The 15,953-nt window shown below is 72.4% G+C and carries 14 protein-coding genes; 5 read left to right on the top strand and 9 right to left on the bottom strand.

All coding sequences use genetic code 11. The features are described 5' to 3' along the window. Window positions 1–10 precede the first annotated feature (10 nt). Window positions 11–973 carry a MurR/RpiR family transcriptional regulator gene (locus C6361_RS25120; RefSeq protein ID WP_107262979.1) on the bottom strand — a complete coding sequence of 321 codons (963 nt, stop codon included), beginning with the start codon at window positions 971–973 and terminating at the stop codon, window positions 11–13. 201 nt (window positions 974–1,174) lie between these two features. Here C6361_RS25120 and C6361_RS25115 point away from each other — a divergent pair, with 201 nt between their 5' ends. After that, window positions 1,175–2,167 carry an N-acetylglucosamine kinase gene (locus tag C6361_RS25115; RefSeq protein ID WP_107269195.1) on the top strand — a complete coding sequence of 331 codons (993 nt, stop codon included), beginning with the start codon at window positions 1,175–1,177 and terminating at the stop codon, window positions 2,165–2,167. A 67-nt stretch (window positions 2,168–2,234) separates the two neighbouring features. Here C6361_RS25115 and C6361_RS25110 read toward each other — a convergent pair whose 3' ends face one another. The 3 genes from C6361_RS25110 to ngcE form a co-directional block, all read right to left on the bottom strand. After that, window positions 2,235–3,140 carry a carbohydrate ABC transporter permease gene (locus C6361_RS25110; protein ID WP_369931452.1) on the bottom strand — a complete coding sequence of 302 codons (906 nt, stop codon included), beginning with the start codon at window positions 3,138–3,140 and terminating at the stop codon, window positions 2,235–2,237. A 5-nt stretch (window positions 3,141–3,145) separates the two neighbouring features. Further along, window positions 3,146–4,054 (bottom strand): carbohydrate ABC transporter permease, encoded by a 909-nt coding sequence (locus C6361_RS25105; RefSeq protein ID WP_107262982.1) that lies wholly within the window; start codon window positions 4,052–4,054, stop codon window positions 3,146–3,148. Window positions 4,055–4,157: 103 nt separating this feature from the next. Continuing rightward, window positions 4,158–5,570, bottom strand: coding sequence for an N-acetylglucosamine/diacetylchitobiose ABC transporter substrate-binding protein (gene ngcE / locus C6361_RS25100; protein ID WP_107269194.1), 1,413 nt, complete (start codon window positions 5,568–5,570; stop codon window positions 4,158–4,160). A gap of 299 nt (window positions 5,571–5,869) precedes the next feature. Here ngcE and C6361_RS25095 point away from each other — a divergent pair, with 299 nt between their 5' ends. Continuing rightward, on the top strand, window positions 5,870–7,237 hold the full coding sequence (locus tag C6361_RS25095; RefSeq protein WP_107269193.1) for an acyltransferase: 1,368 nt from the start codon (window positions 5,870–5,872) through the stop codon (window positions 7,235–7,237). Here C6361_RS25095 and C6361_RS25090 read toward each other — a convergent pair. After that, entirely contained in the window at window positions 7,234–8,556 is a 1,323-nt protein-coding gene (locus tag C6361_RS25090) for an aspartate aminotransferase family protein (RefSeq protein ID WP_107269192.1), read from the bottom strand. The two genes, C6361_RS25095 and C6361_RS25090, sit on opposite strands and share 4 nt — an antisense overlap. 172 nt (window positions 8,557–8,728) lie before the next feature. Here C6361_RS25090 and C6361_RS25085 point away from each other — a divergent pair, with 172 nt between their 5' ends. After that, window positions 8,729–10,078, top strand: coding sequence for a hypothetical protein (locus tag C6361_RS25085; protein WP_107269191.1), 1,350 nt, complete (start codon window positions 8,729–8,731; stop codon window positions 10,076–10,078). Window positions 10,079–10,097: 19 nt separating this feature from the next. On the opposite strand, the gene C6361_RS25080 is transcribed toward C6361_RS25085, so the two are convergent. The 3 genes from C6361_RS25080 to C6361_RS25070 form a co-directional block, all read right to left on the bottom strand. After that, entirely contained in the window at window positions 10,098–11,792 is a 1,695-nt protein-coding gene (locus C6361_RS25080; protein WP_107269190.1) for a PucR family transcriptional regulator ligand-binding domain-containing protein, read from the bottom strand. Between the two features lie 108 nt (window positions 11,793–11,900). Further along, entirely contained in the window at window positions 11,901–13,097 is a 1,197-nt protein-coding gene (locus C6361_RS25075; RefSeq protein WP_199853552.1) for an epoxide hydrolase family protein, read from the bottom strand. A gap of 90 nt (window positions 13,098–13,187) precedes the next feature. After that, entirely contained in the window at window positions 13,188–14,027 is an 840-nt protein-coding gene (locus tag C6361_RS25070) for a TrmH family RNA methyltransferase (RefSeq protein WP_369931451.1), read from the bottom strand. Between the two features lie 117 nt (window positions 14,028–14,144). Here C6361_RS25070 and C6361_RS25065 point away from each other — a divergent pair, with 117 nt between their 5' ends. Together C6361_RS25065 and C6361_RS25060 are read left to right on the top strand one after the other, a co-directional pair. Further along, window positions 14,145–14,549, top strand: coding sequence for a helix-turn-helix transcriptional regulator (locus C6361_RS25065; protein ID WP_199853073.1), 405 nt, complete (start codon window positions 14,145–14,147; stop codon window positions 14,547–14,549). Further along, window positions 14,546–15,004 (top strand): SRPBCC domain-containing protein, encoded by a 459-nt coding sequence (locus C6361_RS25060; protein ID WP_107262990.1) that lies wholly within the window; start codon window positions 14,546–14,548, stop codon window positions 15,002–15,004. The genes C6361_RS25065 and C6361_RS25060 overlap by 4 nt, the downstream gene beginning before the upstream one ends. 59 nt (window positions 15,005–15,063) lie before the next feature. On the opposite strand, the gene C6361_RS25055 is transcribed toward C6361_RS25060, so the two are convergent. Then, window positions 15,064–15,879, bottom strand: a complete 816-nt coding sequence (locus C6361_RS25055; protein WP_107269188.1) for a hypothetical protein — start codon at window positions 15,877–15,879, stop codon at window positions 15,064–15,066. Window positions 15,880–15,953 lie beyond the last annotated feature (74 nt).

Genomic DNA, 15,953 nt, shown 5'->3' with positions numbered 1-15,953 from the left:
CGGATGCGTGTCACGGCCGCGCCTCCTTGGTCGCCTTGTGCCCGCCCACCGCCCGGGCGGTCCGCTGGAAGGCGGCGTGCGCCCGGTCGTGGGTGCGTTGGGCGACGGCGATGTAGAGCAGGTCGAGCACGACGAGTTGCGGGTGCCGGGCGGAGAGCGCGTCCGGCCGGAAGGTGGTCGCCTGGCTGGCGGTGAGCAGCACGATGTCGGCCAGTTCGGCCAGCGGCGACCGGGGGAACCCGGTCAGCGCCACCGTGGTCGCGCCGTGGCTGCCCGCCTCGGCGAGGGTCTCGATGGTCTCGCGGGTCTGGCCGGTGTGCGAGATGCCCAGGGCGACGTCGCCCGTGCGGAGCAGCGCGGCCCCGGCCAACCCCTCGTGTACGTCGTTCCAGGCCCACGCCGCGACGCCGATGCGGTGCAGGCTGAACTGCATCTCGGTGCCGACCAGCCCGCTGCCGCTGGCGCCGAAGATGTTCACCCGGGCGGCTCCGGCGATCGCCTCGGCGGCCCGCTCGACCTCGGTCAGGTCCAGCAGCGCCGCCGTGTCGTGCATGGCCTGGGTGTCCGCCGCGATGATCTGGCCGAGCACCCGCTCCAGCGGGTCGGTCGGCTGGATCTCCCGGCCGATGTCGACGGTCCAGCCGGCGGTGTGCGCCCGGCCGGTCTCGGCGGCGATGCCGAGCCGCAGGTCGGCGTAGCCCTCGAAGCCCAGCGCCCGGCAGAACCGGGTGACGGTGGCCGGGGAGGTGCCACTGCGCTCCGCCAGCTCGACGATGGTGGCCCGGGCGGCGGCGGACGGGTCGCTGAGCACCTGCTCGGCGACCCGTTGCAGGGCACCGGTGAACTCGGTGAGCCGGGACCGGACCCGGAGCAGCACGCTGTCCGCGGACGAGAGCCCGGCGGCGGCCCGGCGGTCGCGCTCGGCGTCGACCACCGCGGTCCCCGCGATGGTGTCCGCCTCCTGCTCGACCATGGGCACGCCTTTCGGAAAAGGAAGTTAACTGTTAGTGGTAAAAGTTCTTACTAAGCCCCCCTCCTTGTCAAGACGATGGGTGAAGTTTTCAAACTGTTACCTGGGCGGCGCCGGTGCCGGACCGCCGAGGCTTGCCCCGGACAGCCGCACCGACCAGCATGGACGCCGATCGACTCCGCGGCGGGAAGGTGGTTGCCGGTCATGTCCGACGGCATGGTGGTGGGGCTCGACATCGGGGGCACCTCGACCCGGGCCACCGTGGTCTCGCTCTCCGGAGAGCGGCTCGGCACCGGGCTCGGCGGCGGTGGCAACCCGACCAGCCACGGCGCCGAGCGGGCCGCCGAACAGCTCCGGGTGGCGCTCACCGACGCCCTCGCCGAGATCGACCCGGGACTGGTCTGGGCCGGCGCCATGGGGCTGGCCGGAGCGGGTCGGCTGCTCGCCGACCCGGTCGGCCGGTTGGCCTTCGACCGGGTCTGGCAGGAGGTCGGGCTGCGCTGCCGGTACGACATCTTCGGCGACGCCCTCGTCGCGTACGCCTCGGGCACCGCCGAACCGGACGGCACGATCCTGATCGCCGGCACCGGGGCGATCGCCGCCGAGGTACGCGACATGGCGCTGGACCGGGTCGCCGACGGCCACGGCTGGCTGCTCGGCGACGCCGGCAGCGGCTTCTGGCTCGGTCGGGAGGCCGTCCGGCAGACGCTCGCCGACCTCGACCGGCACCGCCCACCCGGCCCGCTCGGCACCCTCGTGCTCACCGAGCTGCTCGGCTCGACACAGGTCGCCCCCCGGCCCCGGGACACCGTCGACATCCTGGTCCAGACGGTGACCCGGCGCCCCGCCGTCGAACTGGCCGCCCTCGCCCCGCTGGTGATCCGGGCCGACCGGGACGGCGACCCGGCGGCGACGGCGCTGCTCGCCGAGGCCGCCCGGCTGCTCGCCGGCAACGTCGAACGGATCCGGCCGGCCGGGTCGGACACCCCGATCGTGCTCGGCGGCGGACTGCTCACCGGCGACAACCCGCTGGCCGACGCCGTACGCCCGGCGCTGGCCGCGCGTTGGCCGGACGCGCCGCTGCACGGCGCCGGGGACGGCGCGCTCGGCGCCGCCTGGCTGGCCGCCCGGGCGCTCCCCGAGCTGACCGACCCGGCCGAGCTGCACCGCCGGCTGCTCGGCCCGGCCGCCGGCTGACCCGGGCGGCGCCCCGCCCCGACCCGACCCCGGCACGTCGTCCCCGGACCGTCCGCAGCCGCCGGCGCTATTTCAACTGGCCGGCGGTCAGCCCGGACTGGATCTGGCGCTGGAACAGCACGTAGACCGCCAGCACCGGCAGCATCCCGAGGGTGAGCCCGGCGAACAACCCGCTGAAGTCGCCCTGGTAGCCCTGGCTGACCGCCAACGCCGCGAGCCCCTGCGCGAGCACCCATTTCGACTCGTCCCCCTGCATCAGCACCTGCGGCAGGATGAACTGGTTCCACTGGCTGAGGAAGTTGAAGATCGCCACGCTGACCAGGCCCGGCTTGGCCATCGGCAGCATCACCCGGAAGAAGAGCCGGAAGTGCCCGCAGCCGTCGATCAGGGCCGCCTCGGCGACCGAGGTCGGCAGGGTCCGGAAGAACGCGGTCATGAAGAAGACCGTGAACGGCAGCGAGTAGGCGGCGTAGACCAGGATCAGCCCGACCCAGTTGTTGAAGAGCCCGGCGTTGCGGACCACGAAGAAGAGCGGCACCAGGGCGAGGAAGACCGGGAACATCATCCCGCCGACGAAGAGGTAGTAGAACACCTGCCGGTAGCGGAACTCGTAGCGGGCGAAGACGTACGCGGCGGCGGCGCCGAAGAGCATGGTCAGGGTCAGCGAGCCGGCCACCACGATGCCGCTGTTGAGGAAGTACTGCCCGATCCGGGCCTCGGTCCAGGCCCGCGCCCAGTTCTCGAAGCGCAGCGCGCCGGGCAGCCCCCACGGGTCGCTGAGGATCTCGCCGTCGCTCTTGAACGAGCTGACGACGACCCAGAGCAGCGGCAGGGTGGTCAGCAGCGCCCAGATCAGCAGGAAGCCGTGCGAGAAGACGTTCACCACGCCCAGCTCGCGGCGGGGTGGCCGGTCACCGGTGCCGGGCCGGCGGTCGGGGCCGACGGTGGGCGGAGCCGAGGCGGGGGTTTCCAGGGTCGTCACGAGTACTCGATTCGGTCCCGGCGGCTGGCCCGCAGCGCCAGTACCGCCACCGACAGGGTCAGGAAGAACATCACCACGCCGATCGCCGAGGCGTACCCGAACTTGGTCTCGCTGCCGAACGCCGTGTTGTACATCCGCAGGCCGATCACGTCGGAGGAGTGGTTGGGCCCGCCGTCGGTCATCTGCTGGATCAGGATGAACCCGTCCAGCGCGGCGATGGCCAGGTAGATCCAGGCGACCTGCACGGTGTCCCAGAGCAGCGGGATGGTGACCTTGGTCAGCGTGGTCCACCGGGAGGCGCCGTCGAGCATCACCGCCTCGTAGATGTCCTTCGGGATGGCCTGCATGGCCGCGCCGAAGAGCACCACGTAGAAGCCGACGTTGCTCCAGACCATCACCGCCAGCACCGCCCAGAAGGCGGTACGCGGATCGCCGAGCCAGGTCGGCGCGGGCAGCCCGATGCCGCGCAGCGTGGCGTTGAGCAGCCCGTTGTTGGGGTGGTAGACCTCCTTCCAGAGCAGCGCGATGATCACCACGGAGAGCACCTGCGGGAAGAAGTAGACCAGCTTGTACGCGCCGGAGCCGCGTACCCCGACCACCCCGGCGGTGCCGCGCCGGCCGCCCATGTTGAGCATGCTGGCGAAGAAGAGCCCCAGCCCGATGGTCAGGACCGGGAGCAGCGCCAGCAGGATCGCGTTGTTCTTGACCGCGTTCCACATCGCGCCGTCGCGCAGCAGGTTGGCGAAGTTCTCCATCCCGACGTAGTCGGCGCTGGCCGAGTAGCCCAGCCAGTTGGTGGTGGAGATCTGGAACGCCTGGAGGTACGGCGAGAGCACGAAGACGCCGTACAGCAGCAGCGGCGGCACCAGGAAGGTGATGATCAGCGGATACTTGCCATGTTTCACGGGACGAATCCTGCCCACTCCACGCGGGAAGACCTGTCCCCGCGACAACCGCGCCGAGGGGCCGACCGGGCACCGGCCGACCCCGCGACGACGACCCGACCGCCTACTGGCGCTTGTACTTCTTGATGCTGCTGTCCCCGGCGATCTGGTCGGCGCCCTTCTGGCACTGGTCCAGGAACTCCGCCGGGGTGGTCCGGCCGCTGAAGAACTCGCCGCAGGCGGCGTCCACCAGCTCGCGCTCCAGCTTGCGGTAGAAGTTGTTGTAGACCCAGTTGAAGCCGTTGCTGCCGGAGGCGTCCAGGGCCTTGACCACGGTGTTCAGCCCGAACGGCAGGTCGATGCCCTCGGTCGAGCCGGCCACCACGGTCAGGCTGGAGACCTTGCGGGTGAAGTCCTGGGCACCCTTCATCGAGAGCATGGTGCGCAGGTATTCCAGGCCGCCGGCCCGGTTCTTGGCCTTGGCCGGCACCATGAACGGCTCACCGGCGGTGCCGCGCATCGCCTCGAACGGCAGCTTGTCGCCGCTGCCGAGGCTGGGCGTCGGCGCGACGGACATGTTGAAGCCGGCCGGGGTGACCTTGGCCTGCTCGCTCTCCAGCCAGGAACCGCAGGAGATGAAGGCGGCCTTGCCCCGGCACCACTCGGTCTGCGACTGCACGTGGTCGAGGCCGGGCGAGCCGGGCATGATGAAGCCGTCCTTGACGATCTGGTACCAGGCGTCCGCCGCCGCCTTCATCGCCTCGGACTTCCAGGCGTTCGGCTCCAGGTTGTCGATCGCCTTCGCCACGTCCGGGCCGCCGAACTTGACCGCCGTGGAGATGACCGGCCAGCTCATGTAGCGGGGGTGCTTGCCGGCGTACGTCCAGGGGGCGATGCCGGCGGCCTTGATCTGCTTGCAGAGCGCGATGTGGTCGTCCCAGGTCTTCGGGTACTGCCAGCCCCGGTCGGCGAAGAGCTTGGTGGAGTACCAGATGCCGTACGCGGTGTACGCGTAGCTGAGCACCAGGAACTTCCCGTCGTACGACCCGACGTCCACCACGCCGGGCAGCAGGGTGTCCCGGACCTTCTTGCCGGGGATGTCGAGGCTGGGCGCGTCGAGCAGCTCGCCGAGGTCGGCCAGGGCGTTCTGCGAGACCAGGCCGTTGAAGTCGATCTGGCCGCCGCCGGAGTTGTTCACCACGTCCGGCGGGCTGCCGTCGACGAAGCGGGGCTGGAGGGTCTTGTTGATCTCCTGCGTGGCGGAGTGCTTGATCGTCGCCTTTGGATATTTCTCGGTGTACATCGCCTGGTGGGCTTTGGCATACTCTTCGCCAAAACCACCATTGAAGATGACCACCTCGAGCGGCGCGTCCTCCTTGACGCCGAGTGGGTTCTGCTCACTCTTCGTGCCTTCGAGCGACTCGCCGCCGCTGTTGTCGTCGTCGCCGCCGAGGGCACAACCGGTCAGCAGGCCGGTGGCGGGGACGGCCAGCAGGCCGGCCGCGGCGGTACGACGGAGGATGTCACGCCTCTTCATAGCTTCTCCTCGGATCCGGTCCAGGTGGACGCCACAGCCGGTGGAGGCGGCGCCCGCCAACGAGGCTCGGGGTCATCGGGTCGGGTGGTGCTGCTTCGACAGGTGGGACGACTTCGGCACTGGTGTTGTCTGCACGTGACGCTGTTGCTTGTCTTCACTTAACGGAAAGTTACTGAAGGATTCTTACGGAAGAGGGTGCCGGCAGCAAGCCCCGGCGGCCGAACCGTTACGGACCGGCAATCCACCCCGGCTTGCCGCATAGCGCGTCGGCGGCCCGACGGAGTAGATAGCCTGACCACATGCGCCGCCTGCGGGACCTCGCCGGCCGCACGCCCGCCGAGCGGGAGCGCTACGTCGACCTGCTCCGCGCGGTGGCGATCGTCCTGGTGGTGATCGGGCACTGGCTGATCGCCGTCCTCGACGACGACGCGGGGCGGTTGCGCGGCCACAACGCCCTGGAGGACATCACCTGGGCCCGGCCGGGCACCTGGTTCTTCCAGGTCATGCCGCTGTTCTTCCTGGTCGGCGGCTACGCCAACGCCGCCTCGCTGACCGGTCACCGGCGGCGGGGCGGCGACGCGGGCGGCTGGCTGACCGCCCGGAGCGGACGACTGATCCGGCCCACCACCGTACTGCTGGTGCTGCTCGCCCTCGCCGCACTCGGCGCCCGGCTGCTCGGCGCCGGCCCGCACCAGGTCCGCGAGGTCGTCTGGTACGCCACGGTGCCGCTCTGGTTCCTCTCCGCGTACCTCTGCGTGGTGCTGCTGACCCCGGTGATGTTCGCCCTGCACCAGCGGTACGGCCTGGTCGTCCCGGCGGTACTGCTCGGGCTGCTCGCCCTCGGGGACCTGGCCCGGCTGCTCGGCGAGGAGCGGCTGGGGTACGGCAACTTCCTCTTCGGCTGGCTCGCCATGCACCAGGTCGGGTTCGCCTGGCGGACCGGCACCCTGCCGATGCGCCCCCGGCTGGGCTGGCCGCTGCTGGTGGTCGGGCTCGCCGCGCTGCTGCTGCTCACCCTGGTCGGCCCGTACCCGACCAGCATGATCAACCAGCCGGACCAGCGGATCCAGAACATGTCGCCGCCGAGCCTGGCCCTGCTCGCCCTGGCCACCGCGCAGCTCGGACTGATCATGCTGCTCCGGGCCCGGGCCGAGCGCTGGCTGCACCGGACCCGCCCCTGGATGCTGGTCGTCGCGGTCAACTCGGTGGTGCTGACCATCTTCCTCTGGCACCTCACCGCCGTGATCCTGCTGGCCGGCGCGCTGGACGCGCTCGGTGCGCTGCCCACCCCACGGGTCGGCAGCACCACCTGGTGGCTCTGGCGGATCCCCTGGCTGATCATGCTGGCCGGGGTACTCGCGCTGCTGGTCGCCGTCTTCGGCCGGATCGAACTGCGCGGCTCCCGCCGCCCGTCCAGCCGGCCCCGGGCCATGCCGGCGGCGCTGTGCCGTACCCTCGCCCGTCCACTGCCCCGGCTGCTCCTCGTCGTGTTCGGCTTCGCCGCGACCGTGGTCGGGCTCTTCAGCAACAACGTCGCCCCGAAGAGCGGCGAATACCTGCTCGGCCTGCCGACCGGCGCGCTGGTCGCGTACCTGGTCGGCGCCGGACTGCTCCGGCTGCTCCGCTCGGTGCCCGCCGCCGCCTCGGCGGACCGGCCCCCCGGCTAGCCCGCCCGGTCCGCGACCGCGACCGCCTCGGCGTCGACCAGCGCGACGGCCCCGGCGAGGATCCCCAGCGCCTCCCGGGCCTCCTCCTCGGTCAGCGTCAGCGGCGGACCCATCCGCAGCACGTTGCCGTAGAGGCCGCCCTTGCCGACCAGCAGGCCGCCCCGCCGGCACTCCTCGAAGACCCGGTTGGTGGCCGCCGGATCGGGCTCGGTGCTGCCGGGCCGGACGAACTCGACGCCGAGCATCAGCCCCTTGCCGCGCACCTCGGCGACCACGGCGTGCCGGTCGGCCAGCTCGCGCAGCCCGGCGAGGAGCACCGCGCCGACCCGGGCGGCGTTGGCCTGGAGGTCGTGCGCGAGCAGGTAGTCCAGGACGGCGTTGCCGGCCGCCGTCGAGACGGGGTTGCCGCCGAAGGTGGAGAAGGAGACCGCGTGCACCTCGTCGAGCACCTCGGCCCGGCCGACCACCCCGGCCAGGGCGAAGCCGTTGCCGATGCCCTTGGCGAAGGTGAGCAGGTCCGGCGTGACGCCGTGCGCCTGGTAGCCCCAGAAGTGCTCGCCGGTCCGCCCCCACCCGGTCTGCACCTCGTCGGAGATGAGCAGGATGCCGGACTCGTCCAACACCTTCTTGTACGCGCCGAATAGCCCGTCCGGCGGGGCCACGAACCCGCCCACCCCCTGGATCGGCTCGGCGATCAGGCAGGCCACGTCCCCGCTGGTCTGGGTGGCCAGCACCTCGCGCAGGTCGTCGACGGCCGCCTCCACGTACTCGTCCGGGCCGAGCCGGGCCAGCAGGCCGCGCAGCCGGTCACCGGAGTGCAGCCAGCTCACCTGGAGCGGGTTGAGGCTGCTCGCCGACCAGCTCCGGTGCCCGGTGATCCCCATCGCCGCGTACGACCGGCCGTGGTAGCTGTTGCGCACCGCCAGGATCTGGTTCGACCGCCGGTGGTTGGTGGCGACCAGCAGCGCCGCCTCGTTCGCCTCGGTGCCGGAGTTGGTGAAGAAGACCCGGGCGTCCGGGATGCCGGAGAGCGCGGCGATCTTCTCGGCCAGCTCCACCTGCTGCCGGATCAGATAGAGGGTCGAGGTGTGCACCACCCCGGTGTCGAGCTGGCGGCGCACCGCCTCGTTCACCTCGGCGACGTCGTAGCCGAGCATGTTCGTCAGCACACCGCCGAAGAAGTCCAGGTAACCGCGCCCCTGCGCGTCGGTGACCCGGCGACCGGATCCGGCGACGATCTCGATCGGCTCGGCGTAGTACAGCGGCATCCAGGACGGCATCACGGCCCGGTGCCGCGCCAGCAGATCGTCGGTGGTCATGGTTCTCACACCCCTCGCCGGTGGGAACGCGGACTCCTGCACGCTCCCACCGCGCGGGGACACCCGGCAACTGCCACCCTGTCGGGCAACGGCGCCCGGACATTGACATGCCGTCAACTGAGAGTTGATTACTCTTGAGATGCTGTCAACTGAGAGTTGATTACTATTGCCTGTGCCCAACGGACAGCTCCGGCGGATGGACGCCTTCTCCTTTCCGGCCCACTCCTTCGACCCGGCCACCGGCCAGGCCGCCCTCGAATACGCGCTGACCGGCCCGGACGGCGAGCTGCGGTTCACCGAGCTGATCACCTTCCCCGAGCCGGAGACGCCGCCGACGCCGGAGACCCTGGCCACCTTCGGCCGGGTGCTGGAGCTGCTGCACCTGGTCGCCGGGGTGAGCTACTACAAGGCCGCCGCACCGCCCCGGCTGGTCCTGCCGGCGCCGCTGGGCGCCGAGGCCGCCGCGCTGGTCACCGCCGTCTACACCGCCGGCCTCGCCGAGTACGCCTACCGCAACGACCTGCCGCACGTGCTGGAGCTGACCCCCGAGCTGCCGCCGGGCCGGGTCACCGAGCCGACCTGGTGGGACAACTCGGACCGCCGGCCGCTCTCCACGGTGGGTGGCGGCAAGGACTCGATCGTCAGCCTGGAGGCGCTGCGCCGGGCCGGCTTCGACCCCGTCCCCTTCTCGGTCAACCCCAACCACATCATCGTCAGCGTCAACGAGGCGTCCGGGCTCACCCCGCTGGCCGCCCGGCGCCGGCTCGACCCGGCGCTGATCGAACTGAACGCGGCCGGGGCCCGCAACGGGCACATCCCGGTCACCGCGATCAACTCGCTGATCGCGGTCGGCACCGCCGTACTGCACGGGCTCGGTCCGGTGGTGATGTCGAACGAGCGCTCGGCCTCCGACCCGAACCTCGTCTGGCACGGCGTCGAGGTCAACCACCAGTGGTCCAAGGGGGTCGAGGCGGAGGGGCTGCTCCGGGCGGCGCTGGCCGGGCACGCCGGGCTGACCGAGCCGTACTTCTCGCTGCTGCGCCAGCTCTCCGAACTGCACATCGCCCGGCTCTTCGCCCAGTTCAGCCGCTACGACGACGTGGTGACGAGCTGCAACGCCGCGTTCAAGCTGAGCGACCCGAGCGACCGGTGGTGCGGAAACTGCCCGAAGTGCCGGTTCATCTTCCTGGCCCTGGCCCCGTTCATGCCCCGGGCCCGACTGGTGCAGATCTTCGGCGCCGACCTGCTCGCCGACCCGGCCCAGGCGCCCGGCTATCTCGAACTGCTCGGCATCGACGCGCACAAGCCGTTCGAGTGCGTCGGCGAGGTCGAGGAGTCGGTGGTGGCGCTCGGCCTGGTCGCCGAGCACCCGGACTGGCGGGACGCCGCCGTGGTCCGTACGCTGCTCGACGCCGTACCGGCCGAAGCCTGGACGGCCGCGAACGCCACCGACGTCTTCACCCCGGCCGGCCCGCACTTCGTCCCGCCGACGTACGCCAAGGCGCTGACCGCGATCTCCTGAGCCGGGGCGACCTGGCCGGTCAGCCGTCCCGGACGGCGTCCAGGGCGAGCAGGGCGACGTGCAGCGACAGGCAGTCGTCGACCGAGTCCAGGTCGACCCGGAGGATCCGGGAGATCCGGGCCAGCCGCTCGTAGAACGCCGGCCGGGACAGGTGCGCCGCCGCGGCGGCGGCCGACTTGTTCCGGCCGCTGGCCAGATAGCCGCGCAGGGTGCCGAGCAACTGCTCACGGGGGTGCTCGGCGTCGTGGGTCAGCAGCGGCCCGAGTTCGCGTTCGACGAAGGTCTGCAGCCTCGGCTCGTCCCGGAGCAGGTGCAGCAGCCCGGCCAGCCCGACCTGGGGCAGCCGGTAGACCGGCAGGTCCCGTCGACCCCGACGGGCGGCGTCGGCGACCTGCCGGGCCTCGATCAGCGAGCGCCGGGCCTCCCGTACGGTGCCGACGCCCGAGCCGGCCGCCACGATCACCGCGCCCGGCGCCCCGTACGCCCGCCCGGCGGTCGGGCCGGCGTCCAGGCGTACCCGGTCCAGGGCCGCCGCGAAGGCGGCCAGGGCGGGCTCCTCCTCCCCGGCGTCCCGCAGCGCCAGCACGGCACCGACCGCCTGGTCGTCCACGGTGCTGGCCAGCCCGCTCAGGTCGGCGTCCCGGAGCGCCTGGCTGACCGCCTCGGCCAGGTCCCGCAGCCGGGCCTGGCCGGCCGGGCCGCCCGCCGCCGCGCCCGCGCCCGCGCCCGCCTCGTCGGCGCGGTACCGGACCACCACCCCGACCAGATGCCGGCGGTCCAGCGGTACCCCGAGGGCGCGGGCCCGCAGCGCCACCTCGTCCACCGGCCGGGTGTGGTCGAGCAGCGCGGTGAGCAGGGTGCGGTGGATCTGCCGTTCCAGCCCCTCGGCGTCCCGCCGGATCAGCCGGCCCAGCGCCAGGGTGGAGGCGGCCCGCTCGATCAGGATCGTCAACCGGGTCGGTGGACTGCCCGGCGCGGTGGCCGACAGCTCGCCGCTCGGCCAGCGCAGCAGCAGCCGCCCCCAGTCCTGCCCCCGGGCGCCGACCGTGGTGCAGAGCCAGCCGGCGTCCGGGTCGTAGCCGGTGCGGCCGGTCGGGCGGATCCGCCGGGAGTGCTGCTCCCAGCCCCGCAGCAGCAGTTCGGCGCTCTCCCCCGCCGGGTCGTACGCCAGCACCTGCCGGGAGAGGTTCTCGAGGATCACCGGACAGCCGGCCAGTACGGCGGCCTGCCTGAGCACCTCGGCCGGCTCGGCGCCCTCGACGGAAAGCTCGGTGAAGCGCTGGTGGATCTCCTCGGTCGCCCGCAGCTCGGTGAGCTGGGCGTCGACGATCAACCCGTGCACCGCCTCGGTGATCCGGACGAACGGCGTCACCCGGCAGAGTTCGACCAGCGGCAGGTTGCGGCGCTCGGCGGCGGCGACCATCGCCCGGGGGACCGCCGCCGGATAGCGCCGGCCGAGTTCGACCACGAGTCCGGAGACCCCGACGTCGGCCAGCTCGCCGATGAAGGCGCGCAGCCCGGGGTCGTCGCCGGGCAGGCCGATGCCGGTGGTGAGCACGAGTTCTCCCCCGCTGAGCAGGGAGGCGATGTCCGGCACCTCGGCGGCGTGCACCCACCGTACGGGCCGGTCCAGCCCGGCCGTACCGGCGACCACCCGGGGGCCGCCGTGCCGGACCGGGTCCAGGGCCAGCACCTCACGCACGGTAGGAAACACGCGCTCGACGGTACCGCCCGGCGCGGGTCGGCCCGGCGCCCGCGCCGCCCCCGGTCGGGCGGCGGCTACGGCGCCGGGGAGGGCGGGCTGCCGACCGGGCCGGGCGGATCAGGCGGACGTTTCCGCGCGGAGCTGCCGGAAGAACGCCCGGATGTCGTCGACCAGCAGGTCCGGCGTCTCCATCGCGGCGAAGTGCCCGCCCCGGTCGAACTCCGTCCATCGCACGATGTTGTTGGTCCGTTCGGCGATGTGCCGCAGGGGAATGAAGTTGTCCCGGGGGAAGGCGGCCAGCGCGGTCGGTGCGGCCGACGGCTCCGGCGGCGAACCCCAGTAGGCGGCATGCGCCCGTTCGTAGTAGATGCGGGCGGACGAGCCGGCCGTTCCGGTGAGCCAGTAGAGCATGACGTTGGTGAGCAGGTGGTCGCGGCTCACGGCGTCCTCCGGCCGGGTGGACGAGTCCGTCCACTCCTTGAACTTCTCCGCGATCCAGGCCAACTGCCCGACCGGGGAGTCGGTCAGGCCGTAGGCGAGCGTCTGCGGCCGGGTGGACTGGATGGCCGCATAGCCGCCGCTGTCCCGGTCCCACCGTTGGGTCCGCCGCCACGAGGCCAGCGTCCGCTCCCGTTCCGCCGGGCTCAGCGTGCCGAGCAGGTCGGCGTCCGGTTCCTCGGTCACGGCCGAGCCCGGCAGCAGGTTCAGGTGTACGCCGATGACGTGTTCGGTCGCGGTACGTCCGATTTCACGGGAGATGACCGAGCCCCAGTCGCCGCCCTGCACGCCGTACCGCTGATAGCCGAGCCGCCGCATCAGTTCGGCGAATGCGGCGGCCATCCGCCGGAACTCCCATCCGGGCTCCCGGGTCGGCCCGGAGAAGCCGAACCCCGGGATGCTCGGCATGACCAGGTGGAAGGCGTCGGACGGGTCGCCGCCGTGGGCCCGCGGATCGGTCAGCGGCCCGGCGATCTCGGTGAACTCCACGATCGAGCCCGGCCAGCCGTGCGTGATGAGCAGCGGCGTCGCGCCCGGCTCCGGAGACCGGAGGTGCGCGAGGTGGATGTCGGCCCCGTCGATCGTGGTGACGAACTGTGGCCACTCGTTGAGCCTGGCCTCCGCGCCGCGCCAGTCGTACTCGTGCCGCCAGTACCGCACCAGGTCCGTCAGGTAGTCGCGCGGGACGCCGTACTCCCAGCCCACCCCGGGCAGCTGGTCGGGCCACCGGGTGCGATCGAGCCTCTCGTACAGGTCGTCGAGATCTGCCTGCGGAACGTCGACCCGGAAGGGATGGAGGCGCTGGTCAGGGGAGATGGTCACGACTGCGCATACTATGCTCCGTTTCGTCGGGCGACCGGGTGTCGTACGTCTCGTCGCCCCGCCGGCCGCCCGCCGTCGCGGGCCTCAGAGCGGATCGTCGCGACCCAGCTCCCAGAAGGCGACCGCGGCCGCGGCGGCCACGTTCAGCGAGTCCACTCCGCGCCGCATCGGGACGACCACCCGGACGTCGCTGGCCGCCTGCGCCGCCGGGGTGAGGCCGGGGCCTTCGGCCCCGAGGAGCAGCGCCGCCCGCGCACGCTGGGCCGGGGTGAGCCGCTGGATCGGTACGGCGTCCGGGGCCGGCGTCATGGCGAGCACGGTGAAGCCGGCCTCGCGTACCTCGTCCAGGCCCGCCGGCCAGCGTTCGAGCTTGGCGTACGGCACCGCGAAGACCTCCCCCATGCTGACCCGTACGCTGCGCCGGTAGAGCGGGTCGGCGCAGGTGGGCGAGAGCAGCACCGCGTCGACGCCGAGCGCGGCGGCGCCCCGGAAGATCGCCCCGACGTTGGTGTGGTTGTTGACGTCCTCCAGCACCACCACCCGGCGGGCGTCCCGGAGCACCTCCGCGACGGTCGGCAGCTCCCGCCGGTGGAACGAGCCGAGTACGCCCCGGTGCACGTGGAAGCCGGTGGCCCGCTCCAGCACGGCCGGGCTGGCCGCGTAGACGGGTGCGTCGCCGGTTGCCAGGTCACCGAGCTGGTCGACCCGTTTCGCGTCGACCAGGTAGGAGCGCGGCCGGTAGCCGGCCCGGAGCGCCCGGCGGAGTACGAGTTCGCCCTCGGCGATGAAGAGCCCGTTCGGCGGCTCCCACCGGGTACGCAGCTCGACGTCGGTGAGCGCCCGGTAGTCGGCGATCCGGGGGTCCTCCGGATCGGTGATCACTTCGGCGTGCAGGGTCGTCGGCGCGTCGGACACGGCGCCGATTCTTCCCCGTCCCCGGGCCGCCGTTCGGCCGACCCCGACAGGTAGGAGATTTCCTACCCTTGACTGGTAGGACGTCGCCTACCTATTGTTGCCGCATGACTGTCAGGCAGGCCCGCCGTGGCTGAGATCGACGTCTTCACCGCGGTCGCCAACCCGACCCGGCGGCAACTGCTCGGCCTGCTGCTCGACCGGGGCGAGCGGCCGGTGCAGGAGCTGGCCGAGCACTTCGACATGCGCCGGCCGAGTCTCTCGGAGCACCTGCGGGTGCTCAGGGACGCCGGCCTGGTGGTCGAGCGCCGGTCGGGCCGGCAACGGCTCTATTCGCTGCGGCCGGAGCCGCTGCGGGACGTGGCCGAGTGGCTGACGCCGTACGAGCGGTTCTGGCGGCAGAAGCTCACCGGGCTGCGCGATCTCCTCGACGCGATGGGCGTCGAGGAGGGTGCCGACGGCCCGGGGCAGGCCGGGGCCACCACCACCGAACAGAGCCGGGCTTCCGGCGAGCAGGAGGGGAAACGACGATGACCGAACGCGGCGTGATCCGGGCCGACCAGTATCTCGCGCATCCACCCGGTCGGGTCTGGCGCGCGCTCACCGAGCCCGAGCTGCTGGCCCGGTGGTTCATGCCGAACGACTTCAAGGCGGTGCCGGGACACCGGTTCACCTTCCAGACCATGGCCCGGCCGGACCAGGAATTCGACGGCGTGGTGCACGGCGAGGTGCTCGACGTCGAGCCGGAGTCGCTGCTCCGGCTCTCCTGGACCGGCGGACACCTGGACACCACCGTCACCTGGACGCTGGCCGCCGAGGGGCGGGGCACCCGGCTCTTCGTCGAACATGCCGGGTTCGACCCCGACGACCCGATCCAGCAGCGCGCCTTCGCCATCATGGACGGTGGTTGGCGCGGCATGGTCTTCCGCCGGCTGGCGGAGCTGCTGGCCGAGCCGGACGGCACCCCGGCCAGCGAACCGGCCGGATAGCTCCACCCAGGACGAAGCGGACAGTCCGCCCGGGACCGGACCCGGGGTGGGTGGGTTGATCAGGACGGGGCGGGGCCGGTCGTGGCGGGGCCGAGCCCGCCACCCGCCGGTGTGACGCCGAGGCCGCCGCCGGAGACCCGGGCCGCCACCGCACCGGCCGTACCGGGGCGGGTCAGCGCGGCCCGGCCGACCGGCGGCACCAGCCGCCGGGCCCGCCAGGCGATCCCGATCCCGGCGGCGAGCACCAACATCGCGCCGAGGGCGTGCAGCGCCGACGCCAGCATCCCGCCGACGCCGAGCAGCGGCGCCGCGATCATCAGCAGTACGCCGTCGGACCGGCTGAACACCCCGGAGCGGTACAGCGCCAGCCCGGCCAGCCACCAGCCGAGGGAGTAGAGCAGCCCGCCGCAGACGGCGATGACCTGACCGGCCCTGCCGAACGTCGCCGTCGGGTCGGGCAGACCGCCGAACGGGAGTACCAGCATCGTGCCGGCGACCGCGACCAGCAGGCCGGCCGTGCCGGTGCCCCGGGTGCGGGTGCTGACCAGCAGGCTGGCCAGCGCCATCAGCCCGAGCAGGCCGAGCCAGAGCGCACCGATCCAGCCGAGCAGGTGCGCCGGACGCTGCTGGGTGAGGAACGGCGCGTCACCGGCACCGACCAGGGTCACCGAACCGTACACAATGGCGTAACCGGGCAGTGACCAGACGGCGAGCCGGGCCATCCGGCGCAACGACCAGGCCCAGCTCGCGTCGCTGGCCGGTTCGTCGCCGCCTCGCTCCACCACGAACGGCAGGAAGGCCAGGCCGCCGTACGGCCAGCGTCCGGAGGCCGGAGCCACGGTGCCCGGTCCGGTGCCGGCTGTCCGCTTCGGCACCGTCCGGGCATCGGGAGGCGCGGGATCACGCTTGGGGTTCGAGGGGTGGTTTTCCGATTTCGAGGGGTGGATCA

The sequence above is a fragment of the Plantactinospora sp. BC1 genome (assembly GCF_003030345.1).
Taxonomy (GTDB): Bacteria; Actinomycetota; Actinomycetes; order Mycobacteriales; family Micromonosporaceae; genus Plantactinospora.
Note: the sequence above shows the minus strand (reverse complement) of the source record. Positions and strands in the feature narration are given on the sequence as shown.

Excerpts from the sequence above, each read along its gene's own strand:
- ngcE (WP_107269194.1), bottom strand. The coding sequence starts at position 5,570 with ATGAAGAGGCGTGACATCCTCCGTCGTACCGCCGCGGCCGGCCTGCTG.
- C6361_RS25095 (WP_107269193.1), top strand. The coding sequence starts at position 5,870 with ATGCGCCGCCTGCGGGACCTCGCCGGCCGCACGCCCGCCGAGCGGGAG.
- C6361_RS25090 (WP_107269192.1), bottom strand. The coding sequence starts at position 8,556 with ATGACCACCGACGATCTGCTGGCGCGGCACCGGGCCGTGATGCCGTCC.
- C6361_RS25115 (WP_107269195.1), top strand. The coding sequence starts at position 1,175 with ATGTCCGACGGCATGGTGGTGGGGCTCGACATCGGGGGCACCTCGACC.
- C6361_RS25060 (WP_107262990.1), top strand. The coding sequence starts at position 14,546 with ATGACCGAACGCGGCGTGATCCGGGCCGACCAGTATCTCGCGCATCCA.
- C6361_RS25120 (WP_107262979.1), bottom strand. The coding sequence starts at position 973 with ATGGTCGAGCAGGAGGCGGACACCATCGCGGGGACCGCGGTGGTCGAC.